Source organism: Brevibacterium sp. FME37 (genome assembly GCF_014897485.1).
In the GTDB taxonomy this organism is placed as follows: domain Bacteria; phylum Actinomycetota; class Actinomycetes; order Actinomycetales; family Brevibacteriaceae; genus Brevibacterium.
This window is the reverse complement of the sequence record NZ_JABUYE010000014.1, coordinates 21,818-42,240: the sequence shown is the minus strand read 5'-3', so window position 1 is coordinate 42,240 and position 20,423 is coordinate 21,818. Positions and strand designations below refer to the sequence as shown.

The 20,423-nt window shown below is 63.5% G+C and carries 20 protein-coding genes and 1 tRNA gene; 18 read left to right on the top strand and 3 right to left on the bottom strand.

Features of this window, described 5'->3' with window-relative positions; translation table 11 throughout:
* Positions 1–55: 55 nt before the first annotated feature.
* Entirely contained in the window at positions 56–892 is an 837-nt protein-coding gene (gene proC / locus INT29_RS15200; RefSeq protein WP_193072202.1) for a pyrroline-5-carboxylate reductase, read from the top strand.
* A 6-nt stretch (positions 893–898) separates the two neighbouring features.
* Here the strand turns inward: proC and INT29_RS15195 are convergent, their stop codons facing one another.
* A complete protein-coding gene (locus tag INT29_RS15195) occupies positions 899–1,780 on the bottom strand; it encodes a helix-turn-helix transcriptional regulator (protein WP_193072200.1) in 882 nt (293 codons plus the stop codon).
* Positions 1,781–1,891: 111 nt separating this feature from the next.
* On the opposite strand from INT29_RS15195, the gene INT29_RS15190 reads away from it, so the two are divergent.
* The 4 genes from INT29_RS15190 (at position 1,892) to INT29_RS15175 (ending at position 5,015) form a co-directional block, all read left to right on the top strand.
* On the top strand, positions 1,892–2,233 hold the full coding sequence (locus tag INT29_RS15190) for a DUF485 domain-containing protein (protein WP_101570527.1): 342 nt from the start codon (positions 1,892–1,894) through the stop codon (positions 2,231–2,233).
* The gene (locus INT29_RS15185) at positions 2,230–3,876 is read left to right on the top strand and encodes a cation acetate symporter (RefSeq protein WP_180958929.1); all 1,647 of its coding nucleotides are present in this window, start codon (positions 2,230–2,232) and stop codon (positions 3,874–3,876) included. The genes INT29_RS15190 and INT29_RS15185 overlap by 4 nt, the downstream gene beginning before the upstream one ends.
* 215 nt (positions 3,877–4,091) lie before the next feature.
* Positions 4,092–4,162: transfer RNA gene (locus INT29_RS15180), tRNA-Gly, on the top strand.
* Positions 4,163–4,289: 127 nt separating this feature from the next.
* A complete protein-coding gene (locus INT29_RS15175; protein ID WP_193072198.1) occupies positions 4,290–5,015 on the top strand; it encodes a hypothetical protein in 726 nt (241 codons plus the stop codon).
* 35 nt (positions 5,016–5,050) lie between these two features.
* Here INT29_RS15175 and INT29_RS15170 read toward each other — a convergent pair whose 3' ends face one another.
* Together INT29_RS15170 and INT29_RS15165 are read right to left on the bottom strand one after the other, a co-directional pair.
* Positions 5,051–5,713, bottom strand: a complete 663-nt coding sequence (locus tag INT29_RS15170; protein WP_193072196.1) for a potassium channel family protein — start codon at positions 5,711–5,713, stop codon at positions 5,051–5,053.
* Positions 5,706–7,124 carry a TrkH family potassium uptake protein gene (locus INT29_RS15165; RefSeq protein ID WP_226830866.1) on the bottom strand — a complete coding sequence of 473 codons (1,419 nt, stop codon included), beginning with the start codon at positions 7,122–7,124 and terminating at the stop codon, positions 5,706–5,708. Before INT29_RS15165 ends, INT29_RS15170 begins: the two co-directional genes overlap by 8 nt.
* Before the next feature lie 50 nt (positions 7,125–7,174).
* Between INT29_RS15165 and INT29_RS15160 the strand changes: the two genes are divergently transcribed.
* The 13 genes from INT29_RS15160 to INT29_RS15100 all read left to right on the top strand — a co-directional run bounded on the left by INT29_RS15160 (position 7,175) and on the right by INT29_RS15100 (position 20,302).
* The gene (locus INT29_RS15160) at positions 7,175–8,380 is read left to right on the top strand and encodes an acetoin utilization protein AcuC (RefSeq protein ID WP_193072277.1); all 1,206 of its coding nucleotides are present in this window, start codon (positions 7,175–7,177) and stop codon (positions 8,378–8,380) included.
* Between the two features lie 149 nt (positions 8,381–8,529).
* Entirely contained in the window at positions 8,530–8,628 is a 99-nt protein-coding gene (locus tag INT29_RS15155) for a 30S ribosomal protein bS22 (RefSeq protein WP_009882927.1), read from the top strand.
* Between the two features lie 75 nt (positions 8,629–8,703).
* Positions 8,704–8,949: a glutaredoxin family protein gene (locus INT29_RS15150; RefSeq protein ID WP_193072194.1), complete on the top strand. Its 246-nt coding sequence runs from the start codon at positions 8,704–8,706 to the stop codon at positions 8,947–8,949.
* A 27-nt stretch (positions 8,950–8,976) separates the two neighbouring features.
* Positions 8,977–9,672 carry a redox-sensing transcriptional repressor Rex gene (locus INT29_RS15145; protein ID WP_101570513.1) on the top strand — a complete coding sequence of 232 codons (696 nt, stop codon included), beginning with the start codon at positions 8,977–8,979 and terminating at the stop codon, positions 9,670–9,672.
* Complete coding sequence (hemA, locus tag INT29_RS15140; protein WP_193072192.1) at positions 9,669–12,146, top strand: glutamyl-tRNA reductase; 2,478 nt, start codon at positions 9,669–9,671, stop codon at positions 12,144–12,146. Before INT29_RS15145 ends, hemA begins: the two co-directional genes overlap by 4 nt.
* Positions 12,143–13,735: a uroporphyrinogen-III synthase gene (locus INT29_RS15135; protein WP_193072190.1), complete on the top strand. Its 1,593-nt coding sequence runs from the start codon at positions 12,143–12,145 to the stop codon at positions 13,733–13,735. The genes hemA and INT29_RS15135 overlap by 4 nt, the downstream gene beginning before the upstream one ends.
* Position 13,736: 1 nt before the next feature.
* Positions 13,737–14,741, top strand: a complete 1,005-nt coding sequence (gene hemB / locus INT29_RS15130) for a porphobilinogen synthase (protein WP_193072182.1) — start codon at positions 13,737–13,739, stop codon at positions 14,739–14,741.
* Positions 14,741–15,256, top strand: a complete 516-nt coding sequence (locus tag INT29_RS15125) for a MarR family winged helix-turn-helix transcriptional regulator (RefSeq protein WP_193072179.1) — start codon at positions 14,741–14,743, stop codon at positions 15,254–15,256. The genes hemB and INT29_RS15125 overlap by 1 nt, the downstream gene beginning before the upstream one ends.
* 100 nt (positions 15,257–15,356) lie before the next feature.
* On the top strand, positions 15,357–16,694 hold the full coding sequence (hemL, locus tag INT29_RS15120) for a glutamate-1-semialdehyde 2,1-aminomutase (RefSeq protein WP_193072177.1): 1,338 nt from the start codon (positions 15,357–15,359) through the stop codon (positions 16,692–16,694).
* Positions 16,694–17,335 carry a histidine phosphatase family protein gene (locus tag INT29_RS15115; RefSeq protein ID WP_101570503.1) on the top strand — a complete coding sequence of 214 codons (642 nt, stop codon included), beginning with the start codon at positions 16,694–16,696 and terminating at the stop codon, positions 17,333–17,335. Before hemL ends, INT29_RS15115 begins: the two co-directional genes overlap by 1 nt.
* Positions 17,332–17,925 (top strand): TlpA family protein disulfide reductase, encoded by a 594-nt coding sequence (locus tag INT29_RS15110; RefSeq protein ID WP_193072175.1) that lies wholly within the window; start codon positions 17,332–17,334, stop codon positions 17,923–17,925. The genes INT29_RS15115 and INT29_RS15110 overlap by 4 nt, the downstream gene beginning before the upstream one ends.
* Before the next feature lie 5 nt (positions 17,926–17,930).
* Positions 17,931–18,686 (top strand): cytochrome c biogenesis CcdA family protein, encoded by a 756-nt coding sequence (locus INT29_RS15105; protein ID WP_193072275.1) that lies wholly within the window; start codon positions 17,931–17,933, stop codon positions 18,684–18,686.
* The gene (locus tag INT29_RS15100) at positions 18,686–20,302 is read left to right on the top strand and encodes a cytochrome c biogenesis protein ResB (protein WP_193072173.1); all 1,617 of its coding nucleotides are present in this window, start codon (positions 18,686–18,688) and stop codon (positions 20,300–20,302) included. Before INT29_RS15105 ends, INT29_RS15100 begins: the two co-directional genes overlap by 1 nt.
* The last annotated feature ends 121 nt before the right edge of the window (positions 20,303–20,423 follow it).

The following is a 20,423-nucleotide window of genomic DNA, read 5'->3' as shown; positions in this document are numbered from 1 at the left end:
ACGCACAACGAACACCTGCACGAGCACCAACCGAACATAGAAAGGCAGGTCTGATTTGGCCTCCATCGCCTCCATCGGCACAGGAAACATGGGCACGGCACTGATCAAGGGGATCTTGAGCGCCGACGAGAAGCTCGAGGTTCGCGCGACGACCAATTCGGCCGCCTCGGCGAAGCGACTCGCTGAGGACCTCCCGAACGCCACCGTCACCTCGCTGGAAGACGATGCCGAGGCCAACAGCAAGGCCGCCGATGGTGCGGACTTCGTCTTCCTCGGCGTCAAACCGTGGATGATGGCCGAGACACTGCGGGACCTGGCCCCGAGCCTGAACTCGACCACCGTGCTCGTCTCGATGGCGGCCGGCGTCGCGATGACCGACTTGGCCACGCTGGCTCCGCAGAACCCGATCGTGCGGATCATGCCCAACACCCCCAGCTCCATCGGGCACGGCGTCATCGCACTGGCACCCTCTGCCGAGGTGGACGAGACCACAGTGGACACACTGCGGACCCTGCTCTCGGGTGCCGGTCTCGTCGTGGCCCTGGACGAATCCGAGATCCCCGCCATGACCGGAATCTCCGGCTCGGGAGTGGCCTACTTCTTCCTCCTCGCCGAGACGATGATCGCCGCCGGCGTGAAGATGGGGCTGAACGAGGAGACCGCTAAGCAGATGGTCGTGGCCACCGCGGACGGAGCCGGTCGGCTCCTGACTGAGAACCCGGACCCGAGCGCACAGCGTCAGGCAGTGAGCAGCAAGGGCGGAACCACACTGGCCGGACTGCAGGCCTTCCTCGACGCAGGACTCTTCGACACCGCCGAGGCGGCTGTGCAGGCTGCAGGCAACCGCTCGCTTGAAATGGAGAAGGAGAACTCCGAAGTCATCAACGGCTGAGGAGCATCACGGCAGGGCCCCTGCCGACCTCGCGACGGACACCGCCTCGTGCCGGGTTCCGGCCGAGAGTTTGACCATGGCCGTGTTCAGGTAGGACTTTACGGTCGACTCCCGCAGACCCAGCGCTTCGGCGATCCGGGCATTCGACCATCCCAGCGCCACATGCGAAAGGATGTCGGTCTCCCTGGGGGAGAGGCTGACGGAGGGCGCCGGGTTCGGGAACAGATCCGAATTGTGGCCGGAGAGGATATCGGCCAGTCGATTCTCCACAACGGTCAGTCGCTGCCGCATCTCATCCTCATCGACCCCTGAGCGGATCGAGCGCAGTTCCGCATAGGTGCGGCGCAGAGCCTCCCTGCTCGAGGACTCGAGGTCGGAATACAGACGTTCCGGCTCCACGGGTTCCTCGGGCGGACGGGGCTGACCGAGCCGACCCAGATCCACCGACAACTGCCTGACGCGTTTGACCAGGTCACTCGTCTGCGGGGCCGCCGCATCGTAGTTCTTGCGGTGACCGCAGTAGATCATCCCCGTGACGTCACCGCCGCGCAGGGTCGGCACAGCGATGAGAACCTGGATCCCCTCGCCGAGGACCTGTTCGTCATAGTGGTGGGTGATAAAGGGATCGAGTCCGTAGTCTTTGGTCAGCTGCGGGGTGCCTTCGGTCAGCGCCCGTCCACCGAGTCCACGTCCGGTGCTGACGATGAGCGAGGACAGACGATCTTTGGCGCCTCCGGCCACCGCTTGCACGCAGACCTCACCCTCTTCGACCATGCCGCCGAAGACGACGTCACCGGTCCCGCTCCGATGTAGGGAGTCGATGGCCTCGACATAGAGTCGACGAGATTCGGCCTTGAGAGCCCGAGATTCCTTGGCTTTGACATCCATGTGAACAAGCTACCAACTTTCGGTGGTATTCCCCAGCGCCAGCTGAGAGTTAGTTTGAGGGTGTGTGATTCAGACCACTGATGCTCGACGCACGTTTCGAATGGAGAAGCAATGACCGATCCCGTGAGTACTCGGGTCGATTTCCTCGCCGAAGAGGAGAATCCCGATTTCAAAGCACTTAAGCGTAAAAGGTTCTCAGTGGTGATACCGCTGTCGATCGGATTCATGGCGTGGTACTTCTTCTACGTCATCCTCAGCACCTACGCGCACGATTTCATGTCCACAAAGGTCATAGGTGAGATCAACCTCGGGCTGATCCTCGGACTCCTGCAGTTCGTGACGACCTTTGCGATCACGATGTTCTACGTCTCGTTCGCAAACAAGAAGCTCGATCCGCCAGCATCGGCGATCCGTGAACGACTCCAGCAGCAGTCGGAAGGAACCACCCCATGAGCGCCATCGCCATCGGAGACCTGTTCGCCTCCGGCCTCGATAAAGTGTCCCAAGGCGTAACCGAGGTCGAGAACAACCCGATCCTCAACATCACGATCTTCGCAGCCTTCGTCGCGGTGACGATGTTCATCGTTCTGCGGGCCAGCAAGAACAACAAATCCGCCTCCGACTACTATGCGGGCGGTCGATCCTTCACCGGGCCACAGAACGGATTCGCGATCTCGGGCGACTATCTGTCCGCTGCTTCCTTCCTCGGCATCTGCGGAGCCATCGCGGTCAACGGCTACGACGGCTTCCTGTACTCCATCGGCTTCCTCGTCGCCTGGCTCGTCGCCCTGCTCATCGTGGCAGAGCTGATGCGCAACACCGGTAAGTTCACGATGGCTGACGTCCTCTCGTTCCGCCTCAAACAGCGCCCCGTGCGCATGGCCGCTGCGCTCTCAACCCTGGCAGTGTGCTTCTTCTACCTCCTGGCACAGATGGCCGGAGCAGGTGGCCTCGTGTCGTTGCTGATGGGCATCGACGGCAAGGTCGGCCAATCTCTCGTCATCGCCGTCGTCGGTGCTCTCATGATCATCTACGTGCTGGTCGGAGGCATGAAGGGAACCACCTGGGTCCAGATCGTCAAGGCGATCCTGCTGATCCTCGGAGCCTTCGCCATGACCATCTGGGTGCTCGCGCTCAACGGGTTCAACCTCTCGACGCTGCTTGCTTCAGCTGTTGAGAGCTCAAGCGTGGGAGAGGAGATCCTCAGTCCCGGTCAGCAGTACGGTGAGAACCCGCTGGACTTCATTTCCCTGGCCCTGGCCCTGGTGCTCGGCACCGCTGGCCTGCCACACGTCCTGATGCGCTTCTACACGGTGCCCTCGGCGAAGGAAGCTCGTCGTTCGGTAGTCTGGGCGATCTGGCTCATCGGCGCCTTCTACCTGTTCACCCTCATCCTCGGATACGGTGCGGCAGCACTCGTCGGTTCCGACGCGATTGAGAATGCACCGGGCGGAGTGAATTCCGCGGCACCGCTGCTGGCGCTCCACCTCGGCGGGCCCATCCTCATGGGCTTCATCTCGGCAGTGGCCTTCGCCACGATCCTCGCGGTGGTCGCCGGTCTCGCAATCACTGCGGCCGCGTCCTTCGCTCACGACATCTATGCGAGCGTCATCAAGAAGGGCAAGGTCGAAGACACCGAAGCCGAGGTCAAGATCGCGCGTCGCACGGTCGTCGTCATCGGTGCCGTCGCCATCATCGGCGGCATCGGAGTGCAAGGGCAGAACATCGCCTTCCTCGTGGCGCTCGCCTTCGCCGTCGCTGCCAGTGCGAACCTCCCGACGATCATCTACTCGCTGTTCTGGAAGCGCTTCACCACTCGCGGAGCGGTGTGGTCGATCTACGGCGGTCTGGGATCGGCGCTGGTGCTGATCGCGTTCTCGCCAGTCGTATCCGGTTCCGAGACGGCAATGATCCCGGGAGCCGACTTCGTGCTCTTCCCACTGTCCAACCCTGGAATCATCTCGATCCCACTCGGCTTCATCCTCGGCTGGATCGCGTCGATCACCGACAAGACCGTTGAGAACCCCGAGCTGGCAGCAGAGATGTCAGTCCGGGCCCACACCGGCTTCGGAGCAGAGGAGGCTGTCGAACACTGAGTATGGCGGCGTAAGCACGCCGTATGAGAGATATTCTTCTGAGGGGGTGGCTTCGGCCGCCCCCTCAGTCGTTGGTGCTGGCGCCCCTGCACATGCTGTGTGGCACCACCGTGTAAGAACCACATGCGAGACGATATACACTGGGGGAGTCGCCGGCAGAAACTGGCCTCCGGCGGATCATCTGCGCTGGTGAGAGCGAGTTGCGGTGACGATATGCGGGCGTAGCTTAATGGTAGAGCCTCGGCTTCCCAAGCCGATGACGCGGGTTCGATTCCCGTCGCCCGCTCTCTGTGACGTGTCGCGGCACCGGCCCGGCAATGCGTTGCCTGCTCTCTTATGGAAACTGCGCGGCCCGGCTGGTCCATCCGCGACATCCGGCGTTCGTGTCAGTGCCCGAAAGTACGCTGTCTCCCATGATGGTCAATGACGATGAGCAGTTCTTTCGCGTTGCGCGAATGCATTCAGAACTTACCGGCCTCGACTCGCAGCTTGAATCGATCGAGCGCAGGCATGCCGTCGGTGTGGCGGTGACTCGGCTGGAAATGAGCCTGCCGATAGAAGCCGAGGACCGCACCGCCCTTGAGGAAGAGGCGAGCGAGCTTCGAGCACGTGCCGCCGAACTCCAGCACGAACGAACCGCAGTGCAATGGCAGATGGTTCCTGAGTTTCTCACGCTGGTCGAGCTCGAGTTCTCACGGCTCGATTCGATCATCGGTCCCAGCGGCTGGGCCGACCTGCCCGAGCGGTGCTCTGACACTCTGGAGACTGTGACCCGGTCGTTCGTGGACCGACTGACCAATGCTGTCGACCAATGGAACCACGTCGGTGAGACCCTCACACAGTTCTCGTCGGGACTGCCAGTGACTGACAGCCAGCGGTCGACTCACGACGCAGACGCGTCAGCCGATTCGATTGCCACACGTATCGGTCCCAATGAACGCGGCAACTATCAAGGAATCGAAGTCGGCGGACGATCGGTGGAATTGGTCAGCAGACGTCGGGAGGCCGAGGGGTTCCTGGCCGGACTTGAGACCAGATTCCACGCCTTGATGAGCGAGGTCCGCACCCAGCTGCAGAGACAGGACGACAGCTCAACGGAAGTCGAACTCGAGCTCTCCTCAGCGCACGAGCGCCTTTGAAAGTCCGGCATAAGCCCGCCCTACGGCCGCCCGCCCTACGGCCGCCCGGCGAAGCGGCCCAGCAGCTCTACATGGCCGGCGACGATGAGGAGGTCCTGCTTCCCCACGCGCGTTGTAGGTTCGGCGTAGGTGAAGTCGCGGCCGGGGCTCTTGATGCCCACGATGGTGACCCCGTACTTGTCACGAACACCCGACTCGCTGAGGGTGAAGCCCTGAATCTCACGCGGTGGCCGCATCTTCACGACCGCAAAGTGGCCTTCGTCGAATTCGATGTACTCCATCATCCGCGAGCTCACCAGGTGCGCCACGCGTCGGCCGGCATCCGACTCGGGGTAGAGCACATGGTGGGCGCCGATGCGGTGGAGGATCTTGCCGTGCGAAGGGGAGATGGCCTTCGCCCACACCTGCCCCACGCCCAGATCGACGAGGTTGGCCGTCGTCAGCACGCTGTCTTCGATCGAGGTGCCGATGCCGACCACGGCCGTGGAGAAGTCACCTGCGCCCACCTGCCGCAGAGCATCGATGTTCGTAGCATCGGCCTCGACGACGTGGGTGAGCTTTCCGCTCCAGTCCTTGACCAGCTCGGCACTGTGCTCGATCGCCATGACCTCACGACCCAGCTTCGCCAGGGTGGCAGCGGTCGACGACCCGAAGCGTCCGAGTCCGATGACCAGGATTGAGGTGTGTTCGTTAGCCAACGACGGGCCTTTCTTCGGGATAGCGGTACAGGCGCACCGAGTCCTGCATGGACAGGGCTGCCGCCAGTGTAATCGTACCGAGACGACCGATGAGCATGATCACGGACAGACAGTACAGACCCGCATCATTGACAGTCGCTGACACCCCGGAGCTCAATCCGACCGTGCCGAAGGCCGAGATCACCTCGAACAGCACCTTGTCCAAGGGCTGGGCGCTGATCTGGAGCATCGTCAGAGAACCGATGAAGACGATGATCGCGCCGGTGAGCAGAACCGAGATCGAAAGCTTGATCGTCGATGAGGTCAGCCGTCGTCCGAAGACGTGCACGTCCTGCAGGCCGCGGGCCTCGGCGAACGCGGCAAGCACCAGCACAGCCACGGTCGTGACCTTGATGCCGCCGGCCGTCGACGACGAGCCGCCTCCGATGAACATCATCAGGTCCATGAGCAGGTGCGAGGACTGATTCATGTCCGCGATGTCAATGGTCGAGAACCCGCCCGAACGCGGCATCACCGCCATGAACAGGATCTCGACGAACGTGTGGCCCGCGTTCTTGTCACCCAGAGTGTCCGGGTTGGCTGATTCGAAGATGAGGAGGAACAGGAGGCCGATAGCCAAGACCGCGGTTGTCGTAGTCAACGTCAGCTTCGTGTGCAGATCCCACTTCTTCGGGTGGTTCCACTGGATCGCGATCATGAGGACGACGGGGAAGCCCAGGGCGCCGACGAAGACTCCGAGCATGAGCAGCGAGAGGATCCACGGGTCGGACGCGAAATAGGCACCGCCGCCGGGGTGGATGGTGAAGCCCGCGTTGTTGAACGACGAGATCGAGTAGAACACCGAGTACCACGCCGCATCGCCGATGCTCTCCCCACGAATGAGGAACCGGGGGAACATCAGCACAGCAAGAATCGACTCGGCGGTGAAGATGGTGATGACGACGGTCTTCAGCAGTGTGCCGACCTGACCCAGATTGAGCGCCGAGGTGGCCTGCTGGGCGATGAGGCGCTGCCTGACTCCCAGCCTCCGCGAGACCGCCATGCCCAGCACCGAGGCGAGAGTGAGGATGCCCAGGCCGCCGACCTGGATGCCGGCAGTGATGACCGAAATCCCGAAGTCAGACCAGTAGTTCTCCGTCACCACCGGAGTCAGTCCGGTCACGCAGACAGAGGAGACAGCTACGAACACGGCATTGGCAATGTGCTGGGCCTGCGACACCGAACCGGGGTCGCGCATGCTCGCCGGCAGCATCAGGATGATCGCGAAGAATGCCACCACAGCAATGAATGAGCCGATCGCCAGTCGTGCAGGCGAGGCGACGGCGAGGTCGTCGACGAAGTCGCGGACCCATCGACCCGGGCGCAGGAGCAGGTCGAGACGCTGCGTGGAGTTCTTGGACACAAGATCCATGGTAGATCCCGCAGCATGCGAATCTCCGTAGGTGAGCCGTGCCATATAGCATGGTCTTCATGGCCGATAGCGATGTGTATGTCGTCTGGGACGATGCGGTGACCGGATACAACTTCGGTCCCAGCCATCCCATGCACCCCCTCAGACTTGATCTGACTGCGAAACTGGCCATGGACTTCGGCCTCTTCGACGCCGAGAACGTCCACGTCCACGGCGTGGGCGAGGTCGAAGAGGACACGTTGGCGAACCTCCACGACGCGGACTTCATCGCGGCGGTGAAGAAGGTCGGCGACGGAACCGGTCTGAGCGACGAGGAAGCCGAGAAGTTCGGCATCGGCACCGAAGACGTTCCCGGATTCGAAAACATGCATGCCGCCTCGGCGATGCTGTTCCAGGGTTCGGTCGACTCGGCGCGGGCGATCATCTCCGGCGATTACCGCCACGCCGTGAACTTCACCGGCGGGATGCACCATGCGATGCCCGATCACGCGAGCGGATTCTGCGTGTACAACGACATCGCCGGATCCGTCACAGAATTCCTCAATGCAGGATACGAACGCATCGCTTACATCGACCTCGACGCCCACCACGGCGACGGTGTGGAGAAATTCTTCTGGGACGATCCGCGCGTGCTCACGATCTCGATGCACGAATCGGGGAAGTTCCTGTTTCCCGGCTCCGGCTATCCCGCCGACATCGGCGGACTGCGCGCGGCCGCCTCGGCGGCGAACATCGCGCTGCCGCCGCGCACACTCGACGCGGACTGGCTGCGTGCCTTCGACGCCGTGATCCCCGCGATCATCGGCGGATTCGAACCGCAGATCATCGTCTCCCAGCACGGCTGCGACGGACACCGCAGCGACCCGCTGACGCACATGCGTCTGAGTGTCGACGCGATGAGAGTGGCCACCGAATGGGTGCGGGACCTCGCCGCCGAACACACGGACGGAAAATGGCTGGCGACCGGGGGAGGGGGCTACGCGATCATCGACGTGGTGCCTCGCGTCTGGACCAACGTGCTTGCGATCTCCGCAGGACTCGACATCGACCCCGGCGCCCGCATTCCCGGCCGTTGGGCCCACTATGCGCAGACGAAGACCGGGCGGGAAGCGCCACTGTCGATGACCGATGGCTTCGACGGCTCATTCACCCGCTGGACGAACGGTTTCGACCCCGAATCCGAACTCGACCGTGCCGTGATGGGCACTCGAAAGAGCCTGTTCCCATTCTTCGGGCTCGACGCCTACTTCGACTGAAGCCCGCGTCCTCGGGGATCATGGAAGCGACGCTGTGGATCTGGACACAGTTTTGGGAAAGCAGAGGCCCAAGCGATAGAATTGCACGGTTAGTTCAAAGGGTGGGCACCAGATGTTCACCTCCACCGACGATTACAAGGGGTACCCGCGTGGGCTCAGTCATCAAGAAGCGCCGCAAGCGTATGTCAAAGAAGAAGCACCGTAAGCAGCTTCGTAAGACACGCCACCAGCGTCGCAACAAGAAGTAAGACCGGCAGCGGTCCTACGCCCCCGCTCGAATTCGAATTCGGCGGGGTTTGTTGTCGCCCGATGAGGAGTGTGCAGTGGTCACATTGACCTTCCTGACACGCGCCGACTGCCACCTGTGCGAAACCGCCAGGGATGCCATCGCCGAGGCTGTGGCCGGCAGGGACGTAAGCGTGAGTGAAATCGACATCGACACCGATGACGATCTTGCCGGACAGTACGGCTGGGATGTCCCGGTCGTGTTGCTCAACGGTCGGCAGCACAGTTTCCATCGGGTCGATTCGGACCGGCTGTCCAAGGCCATTGAGGCTTTGGGCGCATGAGATCGATTGAAGGAGTGACGCGTTTTCGTGGGCGAGATTCTGTCCGCCAACAGCATTGAGGGTGTCGTCCGCAAGGACGTCCCCGAACGCGTCATCTCCCGACTCCCGATCTATCTGCAGACGGTTGAGACGATCGCCGCAACAGGCCAGTCAACGATCTCTTCGGAGGCGTTGGCGGCCCGCAGTGGTGTGTCGTCATCGATTCTGCGCAAGGACCTGTCCCAGCTGGGACGCTCTGGTCGGCGCGGAGTCGGATACTCCTGCGAGGACCTCGCCTCGACTCTGCGCACCTTCCTCGGTCTCGACCGGGCGCGCACCGTTGCCATCATCGGCGCCGGTCGGCTGGGCTCAGCTCTGGCCGATTACGCAGGATTCAAACGCCGCGGACTCTCACTCACCGCAATCTTCGACACCGATGAGGCCAAGATCGGAACCGTGATCGGCACTCTTCCGGTCTCCGACCTCACCGAACTTGCCACCTGGCCCGAGGGCATCGACCTCGTGGTCATGGCAGTACCAGCATCCGCGGCACCAGCTGCGGCACGCATCGCCGCTGAGGCAGGCGTGCGCGGCATCCTGAACTTCGCACCCACCGTGCTCGACGCCCCGGATTCTATTCGTGTGCATCAAGTCGATCTGGCCAGTGAGCTGCAAGTACTCGCATACTATTCGGCGCTTGATTCGGCACCGCTCAACCCAGGTTTTGAGGAGCACAGGAATTGACTCTCTTGGTTCTCGGCATTTCCCATCAGTCGGCACCGATCGACATGTTGGACGCTCTCGCATTCGGCGCCGGTGAGGTAGGAGCATTACGCACCGACGCATTGGCCGGAGACAATGTGGAGGGACTCGCGGTTCTCTCGACGTGCAACCGCCTTGAGCTCATCGCCGACGTCACCGCCTTCCACGGAGGCCTCGCCGACTTGGGCAATGCCCTCGTGTCCTCCATCGACAAAGAATGGCAGGACATCGCTGGGCACTTCTACGCCCACTACGACACCCAGGCCATGGAGCATCTGCTCAAGGTCTCCTGCGGTCTCGACTCAATGGCGATCGGCGAAGCCCAGATCCTGGGTCAGCTGCGCGCGACATTCACCGAGTCGCTTTCGGCCGGGGCACTGACCTCCGACCTCTCCCATGCCCTGCAACAGGCCCTGCGAGTGGGCAAACGGGCCCACTCGGAGACCGGCCTCGACGAAGTTGCACGCTCTCTTTTCAGCGCCGCACTCGAAGGCGCCCAGGCGCACATCGGATCCCTGCGCGCAGCGAACGCGTTGGTCATCGGCGCCGGTGCCATGTCCGGACTGGTCGTGTCGGGCCTGCACAAGGAGGGCGTAGCTCAGACCACGGTGCTCAACAGGACGGTGGACAAGGCAGAGCGCCTCGTCGCCGAGGTGGGCGGACGCGCCCGCGAACTGACCTCCCGGATCCTGGCCGAGGAGATCGCCGACGCCGATCTCATCGTCTCCTGCACCGGTGCCCGCGAAGTCGTCGTCACCCGCGAAGACATCCAGGCCGGTCTGTCGCAGAACCCCAAGGGTGCGGCGAACAAGGCATTCGTCGACCTCGCCCTGCCGCACGACATCGATCCGTCGGTGCGCGAGTTCGAGCACGTGGCACTGTTCGGTCTCGGCGAGATCCGGACCATGCTCACCAGTTCCGCGAACCAGCGGGACACCGCGGTCGTCGAAACTGTCGAAGCGGTGCGCGCGATCATCGCGGAGGAGCTGACCAAACTCGAGTCCGGTGCCAAGGAACGATCGGTCGCCCCCACCGTCACGGCACTGCGCACCCACGCCAAGGACGTGCTCGCCGCTGAGACGAAGCGTCTGGAGAAGAAGATCGGTGCCGAGGTTGACGACAAGGCCTTCGCCGAGATCCGCAAGTCCCTGCACCGAGTGGCAGAGAAGCTCATCCACACGCCGACGGTCAAGGTCAAGGAACTGGCCGTCACCAACTCGGACATCGACTACGCGCAGGCGCTCATGCAGCTCTTCGACTTGCCGACGAACAAGGTCGCCCACTCGATCACGAAGCCGGAGACCAAGGTGGCCACGGCCTCCAGCGCGAATCACGTCGAAGCCGACGGTGTGCGGCCGGTGGCCGACCATACCCTCGACATCGTCGAACCCGAGCACTACTCCGGTCGCACGATCCGCCTGGGCACGCGCCGCTCGAAGCTGGCACGTTCCCAGTCCACAGCGATCGCCCACCAGCTCGCGGCATTGACCGGCTGGCGCATTGAGATCGTCGAGGTCGTGACCGAAGGCGATGTCAACATGTCGCCGCTGACCGGTTTCGGCGGCACAGGCGTCTTCGTCTCCGCCGTCCGTCAGGCCCTGCACCAGGGCAAGATCGATATTGCCGTGCACTCGCTCAAGGACCTGCCCACCACTCCGGAGGCGGGTATCCAAATGGCCGCCATCCCACCGCGGGTCGATCCTGCCGATGTCCTCATCGGCCGTGACGGTCTGAGCTTCGCACAGCTGCCGGCCGGCAGCGTCGTGGGCACCGGATCGCCACGTCGTGCCGTGCAGCTGCGTGCAGCAAGACCCGATATCGAGGTCCGCGGAGTGCGCGGAAACGTCGACACCCGCATCGCACATGTTCGCGACGGACGACTCGACGCCGTCGTTCTGGCCGCAGCCGGAGTCCGTCGCATCGGCCGCTTGGCCGAGGCCACCGATTCCCTCGACTTCACCACGATGCTCCCTGCCCCGGGTCAGGGAGCCTTGGCTATTGAGACAAGGGGCGCCGACAGCCCTTATGCCCTCGACAACGAGGTCATGGCTGCCGACGCCGAGGTCCGCGATCAGCTCAAGCAGCTCCACGATGAGACCACCGACCTGGCCGTGACCTGCGAGAGGGCGATCCTGTCCCGCGCAGAGGCAGGCTGCTCGGCCCCCATCGGTGCGCTGGCCACGATCGAGGGCTCGGAATTCGTCGTCGAAGCCGTCATGGCCGATGATGACGGAAACCTCGCCCGCACCAGGCAGAGCGCCCCACTGCCCGTGACTCCAGATGTGGATCTGGGCTCGAGCAGTGCCAACCAACTGTCGATCACCGGCAAGGAGCTGGCTCGGCTGGCCGACGAACTCGGCACCGCAGCGGCAGAGAACCTGCTGGGGCAGCTCGGCATCGATCCCGCGCAGTCCGCGGATCACCTCACCCCTGTCAAAGTCCAGGAGCAGGTATGACAACAGGCCAGGTCCAGCCCCGACGTCTTCTGCCCGCCTCACCTCGCGTCGTCTTCATCGGCAGCGGTCCCGGTGAGTCGGGTCTGATGACGATCCGGGGCGCCGACATCCTCGCGAACGCCGAGATCGTCGTCTACGACACCCACGTCCATTCGGAGATCGTCACCGCCTACGTGCCTCAGGCCACGGAGATCATCGAAGCCGCTCAGCTCGGTGCGACCGCCTCCACGCGGGGGCGCAAGCTCGCCGAACTGGCACGCCCAGACAAGACCGTCGTGCGGTTGAGCTCCGATGACGGAATCATCTTCACCCCGACCACGGCCGAAGCCGCCGTGTGCCGCAAGGCCGACGTCGAGGTTGAGATCGTCCCCGGCGTCGGACTCTCTGCAGCCACCTCGGCGTTCACAGGCACCGCGCTGACGACGAACCGTGTGCGCTCTGTCCGGTTCATCGAGGCCGGCCCGCAGACACATGTCGACGTGTCCCGGCACCGCAACACCACCCATGTGCTCACAGGCACCACGTCCGACCACGAACAGGCGATCCGCTCCCTGCTCGACGACGGTTGGGACGAGGGCACGAAGGTGCTCCTGGGATGGGGCATCTCCACGACCGATCAGACGAGCGTGGAGACCACGTTGGGGCAGGCCCTGACAATGGCACAGACCGGCGGAGATCGTATGGTGGTCATCATGGGACAGGGTGTGGAATCACGAGGCGAACTCAGCTGGTTCGAGACCAAACCGCTCTTCGGCTGGCAGGTCCTCATCCCGCGGACGAAGGAACAGGGCACTTCCACCGCCGAGGCGCTGGGTGAGCTGGGTGCTGTGGGCACAGTTGTCCCCACCATCGCCGTCCAACCCCCGCGCACTCCGACTCAGATGGAGAAGGCGATCCGTGGCCTCGTCGACGGATCCTACGAATGGGTCGGCTTCACCTCCGTCAACGCTGTCCGCGCAGTGCGCATGTGGTTCGAGGACTTCGGCCTCGATTCCCGTTCGCTCTCCGGCGTCAAGGTTGCCGCCGTCGGCGGCCGCACCGCTGCCGCACTCATCGACTGGGGCATCACCCCCGACCTCGTTCCCGACGGCGAACACTCGGCACGCGGCCTGGCCGCAGCCTGGCCGGACTACGTCGACGACATCGACCCCATGAACACAGTCCTGCTGCCGCGCGCCGACATCGCCACCGAGGTGCTCGTCGCCGGACTGCTAGAGAAGGGCTGGGACCCGGACGACGTCACGGCCTACCGGACTGTGCGGGCTTCACCGCCTCCCGCTCCCATCAGGGAAGCCATCAAGGCTGGAGACTTCGACGCATTCCTCTTCACCTCTTCATCCACGGTGCGCAACCTCGTCGGGATCGCCGGAAAGCCTGCAGCCACCTCGGTGATCTGCTGCATCGGACCGGCCACGGCGAACACCGCGGCCGAGCACGGACTGCGTGTCGACGTCCTTGCCGAGGAAGCCAACCTCACCTCACTCATCGACGGATTGGTCGAATTCGCGATGTCCTCACGCGAGGACGACTTGGCGGCGGGAACCACCCCGACGCGCCCCAGCCAGAAGCGTCGCAGAAAGAAGGCCTGACATGACATTGGTCCCTGGAACTGTTCGGCCCCGTCGTCTGCGGACGACTCCGGCCCTGCGTCGGCTTGTCTCGGAGACGCGCCTGGACCCGGCCGATCTCATCCTGCCCATGTTCGTCAAGGAGACCCTGAGCGAACCGGCGCCTCTGAACTCCATGCCCGGAGTCGTCCAGCACACCCTGGACTCACTGCTCGAGGCGGCCAATGAGGCTGTGGACTCCGGAGTCGGCGGGCTGATGCTCTTCGGAATTCCGGAACACAAGGACAATGAGGGTTCTCAGGCCAATGATCCCGAGGGCATCCTCAACCGCGCATTGACGCTGCTGCGGGACAACCTCGGCGATACGACGGTCATCATGGCCGATCTGTGCCTCGACGAGTTCACCTCCCACGGACACTGCGGAGTCCTAGATTCCGAGGGCGGCGTCGATAACGACGCAACGTTGGAGCGCTACGCCGCTATGGCTGTGGCGCAGGCCAAGGCCGGAGCCCACGTGGTGGGACTCTCCGGAATGATGGACGGACAGGTTGGCGCCTGCCGGGAGGCTTTGGACCTCGAGGGCTTCATCGACGTCGTCGTGATGGCCTACTCCGCAAAATACGCCTCCGCGTTCTTCGGACCTTTCCGCGAGGCCGTGGATTCGGAGCTCCAGGGCGACCGGAAGACCTACCAGCAGGACCCCGCGAACGGTCGTGAGGCCATGCGTGAACTCGACCTCGACCTGGCCGAAGGTGCCGACATCGTCATGGTCAAGCCCGGACTGCCCTATCTCGATGTCCTCGCCGAGGTGGCCTGTGAGTCACCGGTGCCCGTGTGGGCATACCAGGTGTCGGGGGAGTACGCGATGATCGAGTTCGCGGCCGCGGCCGGAGCCATTGAACGCGAACGCGCGATCGACGAATCACTCATCGCCTTCAAGCGTGCCGGTGCCGACGCTATCCTCACCTACTGGGCCACAGAAGTTGCGCAGCGACTCAACTCAGACACACCAGGCGGGGCACACTGATGAGCGAGCCACGTTGGCTGAGCGAACCTGATCAGAAGGCCTGGAGAAGCTATCTCACCGGTTCACAGCTGCTGACGGTGCAGCTGGACAAGGAGCTGCGGGACAGTCACGGAATCGGCCTGCCCGAATACGAGATCATGGTCCGGCTGAGCGAACATGAAGACCGGACGATGCGGATGGCTCTGCTCGCGATGGACACGACCATGTCACGCTCCCGTCTGACCCACAGCGTGGCCCGGATGGAGAAGAAGGGGCTCCTCGAGCGCTTCTCGATCGCCGAAGACGGACGCGGAGTCAACTGCCAGATGACCGAGGCTGGCTGGAATCTCCTCGTCACCATGGCACCCTCGCATGTGGAAAGCGTCCGCGATCACCTCGTCGATCTGCTCGACCCGGAGGAGATGGCGACGCTGGGACGTGTCTTCGGCAAGGTCACGGCTCATATGCGTGAGATCGGGAAGGGACCAGTGGATACACCACCGATCGATTCCGAACCTTCGACCCCTGGCAGCTGACCGGACCCCTTCCACCTGAGCACGACCTGCGCGGCCGAGCGAACCGACTCTACTAATATCTGAACCGACCATCGATCCGGCGACTTCTTCAGGAGAACCCATGAAACACGAGACTGCGAAGTCGGCCGCGCTGTTCGAGCGCGCCGAACATGTCATCCCCGGTGGAGTGAACTCCCCGGTGCGGGCCTTCAAAGCCGTCGGAGGCACCCCGCGCTTCATCACCTCGGCGACCGGAGCCTGGCTGCGCGATGCCGATGGCAACGACTATATCGACCTCATCGGTTCGTGGGGGCCCATGATTATGGGCCACTCCCGACCCGAGGTGGTTGCCGCTGTGCAGGAAGCCGCCGTCAAGGGCTTCTCATTCGGAACCCCGTCGACCGGTGAGGTCGAACTCGCCGAGGAGATCGTCGCCCGCGTCGAACCCGTCGAACAGGTGCGGCTCGTGTCTTCGGGCACCGAGGCGACCATGAGCGCCATCCGGCTGGCCCGTGGATACACAGGCCGGGCGAAGATCGTGAAGTTCGCCGGCTGCTACCACGGGCACGTCGACGCGCTTCTGGCCCAAGCCGGATCCGGTCTGGCCACCTTCTCCCTTCCCGATACCCCGGGCGTGACCGGTGCCCAGGCTTCGGACACGATCGTCGTCGACTACAACGACGCGGCCGGCCTGGAGGCGGTCTTTAACGAACACGGTGATGAGATCGCCTGCGTCATCACAGAAGCCAGCCCCGGAAACATGGGCGTCGTGCCTCCCCGAGACGGCTTCACCAACACCATCCGCCGCCTGACCAAGGCCCACGGAGCACTGATGATCAGCGATGAGGTGATGACCGGCTTCCGCGTCTCGGCCGCGGGCTGGTACGGCCATGAAGCTGAAACACTCGGTTACCCGGATGGACCTGCCGACCTGTTCACATTCGGCAAGGTCATGGGCGGCGGCTTCCCGGCCGCGGCCTTCGGCGGACGAGCCGACGTGATGGAGCATCTGGCACCGACGGGCCCGGTGTACCAGGCGGGAACCCTGTCCGGAAACCCCGTGGCCACCGCCGCCGGACTGACTACACTCCAACTGACAACAGAACTCGATGTGTACTCACACATCTCACGCGCCGCGGACATTCTGCGGCCCGCAGTCGCTGCCAGCCTCGAGGCCGAAGGGGTCGAGCACACCATCCAGTCTGCGAACTCGATGTTCTCCGTCTTCTTCACCGACCGTGAGGTCACCAACTACGACGATGCCAAGACGCAGAACGTCGACCGTTACTCTGCGTTCTTCAATTCGATGCTCGAGTCGGGCATCCACATGCCGCCGAGCGCCTTCGAAGCCTGGTTCCTGTCCTACGCACACACCGATGAGATCCTCGATCGGATCGTCTCGGCACTGCCTGCCGCAGCCAAGGCCGCAGCCGGTGTGCCCAACGCGCAGGGGAACTGATGACGAAGATCCACCTGGTCAGGCATGGGGAGGTCGACAACCCCGAGGGAATCCTCTATGGTCGGTTGCCGAACTTCGGTCTGACCGACCGTGGTCATGAGATGGCCCGTCGCGTCGGCGAGCACTTCGCCGCCGCCTCGGTGACCCCGGACGAACTCGTGTGCTCCCCGCTGCTGCGGGCACAGCAGACGATCACCCCGCTGCGTGAGCGACTGGACATGCCGGTCTTCACCGATGACCGTGTGATCGAGGCCGCGAACTCCTTCGAAGGGCAGAAGGTCAACGCCCGACGCATGGCCGAGCCGCGCAACCTGGTGCGTCTGTACAACCCGCTGACCCCGTCCTGGGGTGAACCCTACAAACAGATCGTGCTGCGGATGCAGGCAGCCATGGCCAGCCTGCGTGCCAAGCTCGACAAGCACGGGCTCGAGGCCGAGGGAGTCATCGTCTCCCACCAGCTTCCGATCTGGATGACACGCCTGGCGGGGGAACACCGTTCGCTCGTCCATGACCCGCGGAGACGGGAATGTGACCTGGCTTCTATCACCAGTTTCACATTCGAATCGTCCACACTTGTATCCGTGAGTTACGAGAGCATCTGTGCAGATCTGCAGCCAAAGCAATCGGTGGCCGGAGCATGAATGCCCGCAATCCGCTGAACCGCCGCACCCTCCTGACCGGCCTGATCGCCGGCACCGCTGTGGTGCTCAGCGCCTGCAGCGAAAATGACGAACTGGCCGATCAGGCCGGGTCCGATCAAGGATATGTGTCCGGGTCCGGTGTCGTGTCACAGGTGGCCAAGGACAAGAGGGGCGACCCACTCGAGCTCAGCTTCGAGACACTCGACGGAAAGTCGATGTCGCTGGCCGGCCTTCGACCCACGCCGGTCGTCATCAACCTCTGGTACGCGGCCTGCCCGCCGTGCCGGAAGGAAGCCCCGGCCCTGAAATCCCTGTCCGAGGAATTCGGCGACGAGGTTCAGTTCCTCGGCGTCAACGTCCGCGACCAGGAGGCCGCTGCCAACGCCTTCGTCTCGAACTACCAGGTGCCCTACGCCAACATGCTCGACACCAACGGAGACATGGTGGCTCTGCTCTCGGGAGTCCTCCCGCCGCAGGCCACACCCTCGACCGTCGTACTCGATGCGAAGGGCCGTGCCGCGGCCCGAGTCGTCGGAGAGGTCGATGAGTCGACGCTCAAGGGCCTCATCGAGGACGTGCAGGCGGAGTGAGTGGAATCGGGGCGGACTTCGCCCAAACGGTTCTCGACGGGCCGCTGCTTCTGGCCGCCGGCGCGGCCGCACTGGCCGGACTCGTCTCCTTCGTCTCACCCTGCGTACTCCCGTTGGTCCCCGGCTACGTCGGCTATGTCACGGGACTGAGCGGATCCTCGCTCAAGGACAAAGAATCTTGGCGGGTGGTCGTCGGGATCGCGTTGTTCGTCCTCGGATTCACCGTCGTCTTCGTTCTGCTGGGAACCGGTTTCTCGGCCCTCGGCGCACTGTTCTCACAGTGGCAGGGCGTGCTCATCAGGATCCTCGGCGTCATCGTCATCATCGCCGGTTTCGTCTTCATGGGCGGTTTCGGACTGCTCCAGAGGGAACACCGGATCCGGGCCCGGCCCAAGGCGGGACTGTGGGGTGCGCCCGTGCTCGGCGCGACCTTCGCACTCGGCTGGGCACCATGTGTCGGACCGACCCTCTCAGCTGTTCTGTCGATGTCGGTGAGCTTCGGCGGCGACGGAGCCATCTGGCGCGGCGCGATTCTGGCATTCGTGTACTGCCTGGGACTGGGCATCCCGTTCATCCTCCTGGCAGTGGCGATCCACAAAGGCGCCGGACGGCTGACCTGGGTGCGCAGACACCAGGCGGCAATCGTCCGTGCCGGCGGCATCATGCTCATCGTGTTGGGCGTTCTCATGGCCTCCGGGCTGTGGAACGCGTGGATGACCTCTCTGCAGGGTCTGATCTATGATTTCGAAGTGGTGATCTAGTGGCGAAGAAGACCGCCGACAAACAGGCTGTGACGCAGCCGCAGCTGGGATTCATCGGCATGTGCCGGTGGGCTTGGCGTCAGCTGACGACGATGCGGGTGGCTCTGATCCTCCTCCTCGTTCTCGCCATGGCCGCAATCCCAGGTTCCCTGTTGCCTCAGCGCATCCAGGACCCGGGCCGGGTCACCACGTTCCTCGAATCCAATGGCGCCTGGGGCCAGTTCCTCGACACGATCCAGATGTTCGACGTGTACTCCTCGATCTGGTTCTCCGCGATCTATCTGCTGCTGATGATCTCGCTCATCGGCTGCGTGATTCCACGCTCGGCCCAGCATTGGAAGGCCATGCGTTCGGCCCCTCCAAAGGCGCCGAGGCGGTTGGGTCGGATGCCCGGATACGAAACCTTCGCCTCGGCGACCGGATCTGCCGAATCCCGCGAAGCCGCGGATCAGGACTTCCTCACCACCGCTCAGGCTCGGCTCAAAAGGCTCGGCTACCGCACGGTGCGCCACGATGACCATGTGTCTGCCGAACGCGGCTACCTGCGCGAGACCGGCAACCTGGTCTTCCATATCGCACTCCTCGTTGCCACCCTGACGATGGCGATCGGATCCCTGTTCGGCTACCAGGGCCAGCGCATCCTCGTCGAGGGGGAGACTTTCACGAACTCACTGGTCGCCTACGACTCATTCGAGCCCGGCTCCTATTACAACGCGGACTACTTGCCGGACTTCCGGCTCAAACTCGACAGCTTCGAATCCACCTTCGACGATGAGGCCCCTGGCAGCCAATTCGGTCAGCCCCGCACCTTCGACGCAAAAGTGACGGCCACCGCGGACGGGAAGAGCGAGAAGCACACGCTGCGCGTCAATGAGCCCGTGCGCGTAGGCGGAACGGGCGTCTACCTGACCGGAAACGGCTACGCGCCGGAAGTCACGGTCAAGGACGCGAAGGGAAAGGTCGTGCATTCGGGGCCGCAGGTATTCATCCCCGATGGCGGCGACCCGGGATATACCTCCGAAGGCGTCATCAAGGTCCCTGACTCCGCCGGAACCCAGATGGGCTTCGTCGGCGTCTTCCTGCCGACAGCGACTCAGGACGAGAACGGCGAACTGGTCTCCAGCTTCGCCGAACTGCGCAACCCCTACCTCGTGATGAGCGGATACACCGGTGACCTGGGCCTCGACAACGGAACCCCGCAGTCGGTGTACACGATCGATGCCGAGAACATGACGGAGATGACCGACTCCGCGGGCAACCCTCTGCTCATCCAACTCGCCGAGGGTGAGACCCAGAAACTGCCCGACGGCGGCTCGGTGACCTTCGACGGGGTCAAACGCTATATCGCCGTCGACATCTCCCAGGACCCGACGCAGGGTCTGATGCTGGCCGGCGCGATCGCAGTGCTGCTGGGACTCGGCCTGTCCCTGTTCATCCCACGCCGACGCATGTGGGTGCGCATCAAGGACGGTCAGGTCGAAATTGCGGCTCTTGCCCGCGGTGAAGACCAGATGGTCGAACGGGCGGCGCAGGATCTGGCGAAGGACCTTGCCGACAAACCAGATGCTGATCCCGAGTCCCATCCGGGGAGCCGGATTGCCAGTGACGACGAATGATTAGCTTTAGGTACTACGCGGAGTAGAATTGTCGCGGGTCGACCCCGATGCGGGCGGCTCGAACACAGCAACAGCACAGCAACCCAACACAAATGGAAGAGCACCGCTGGTGCGGAGGATG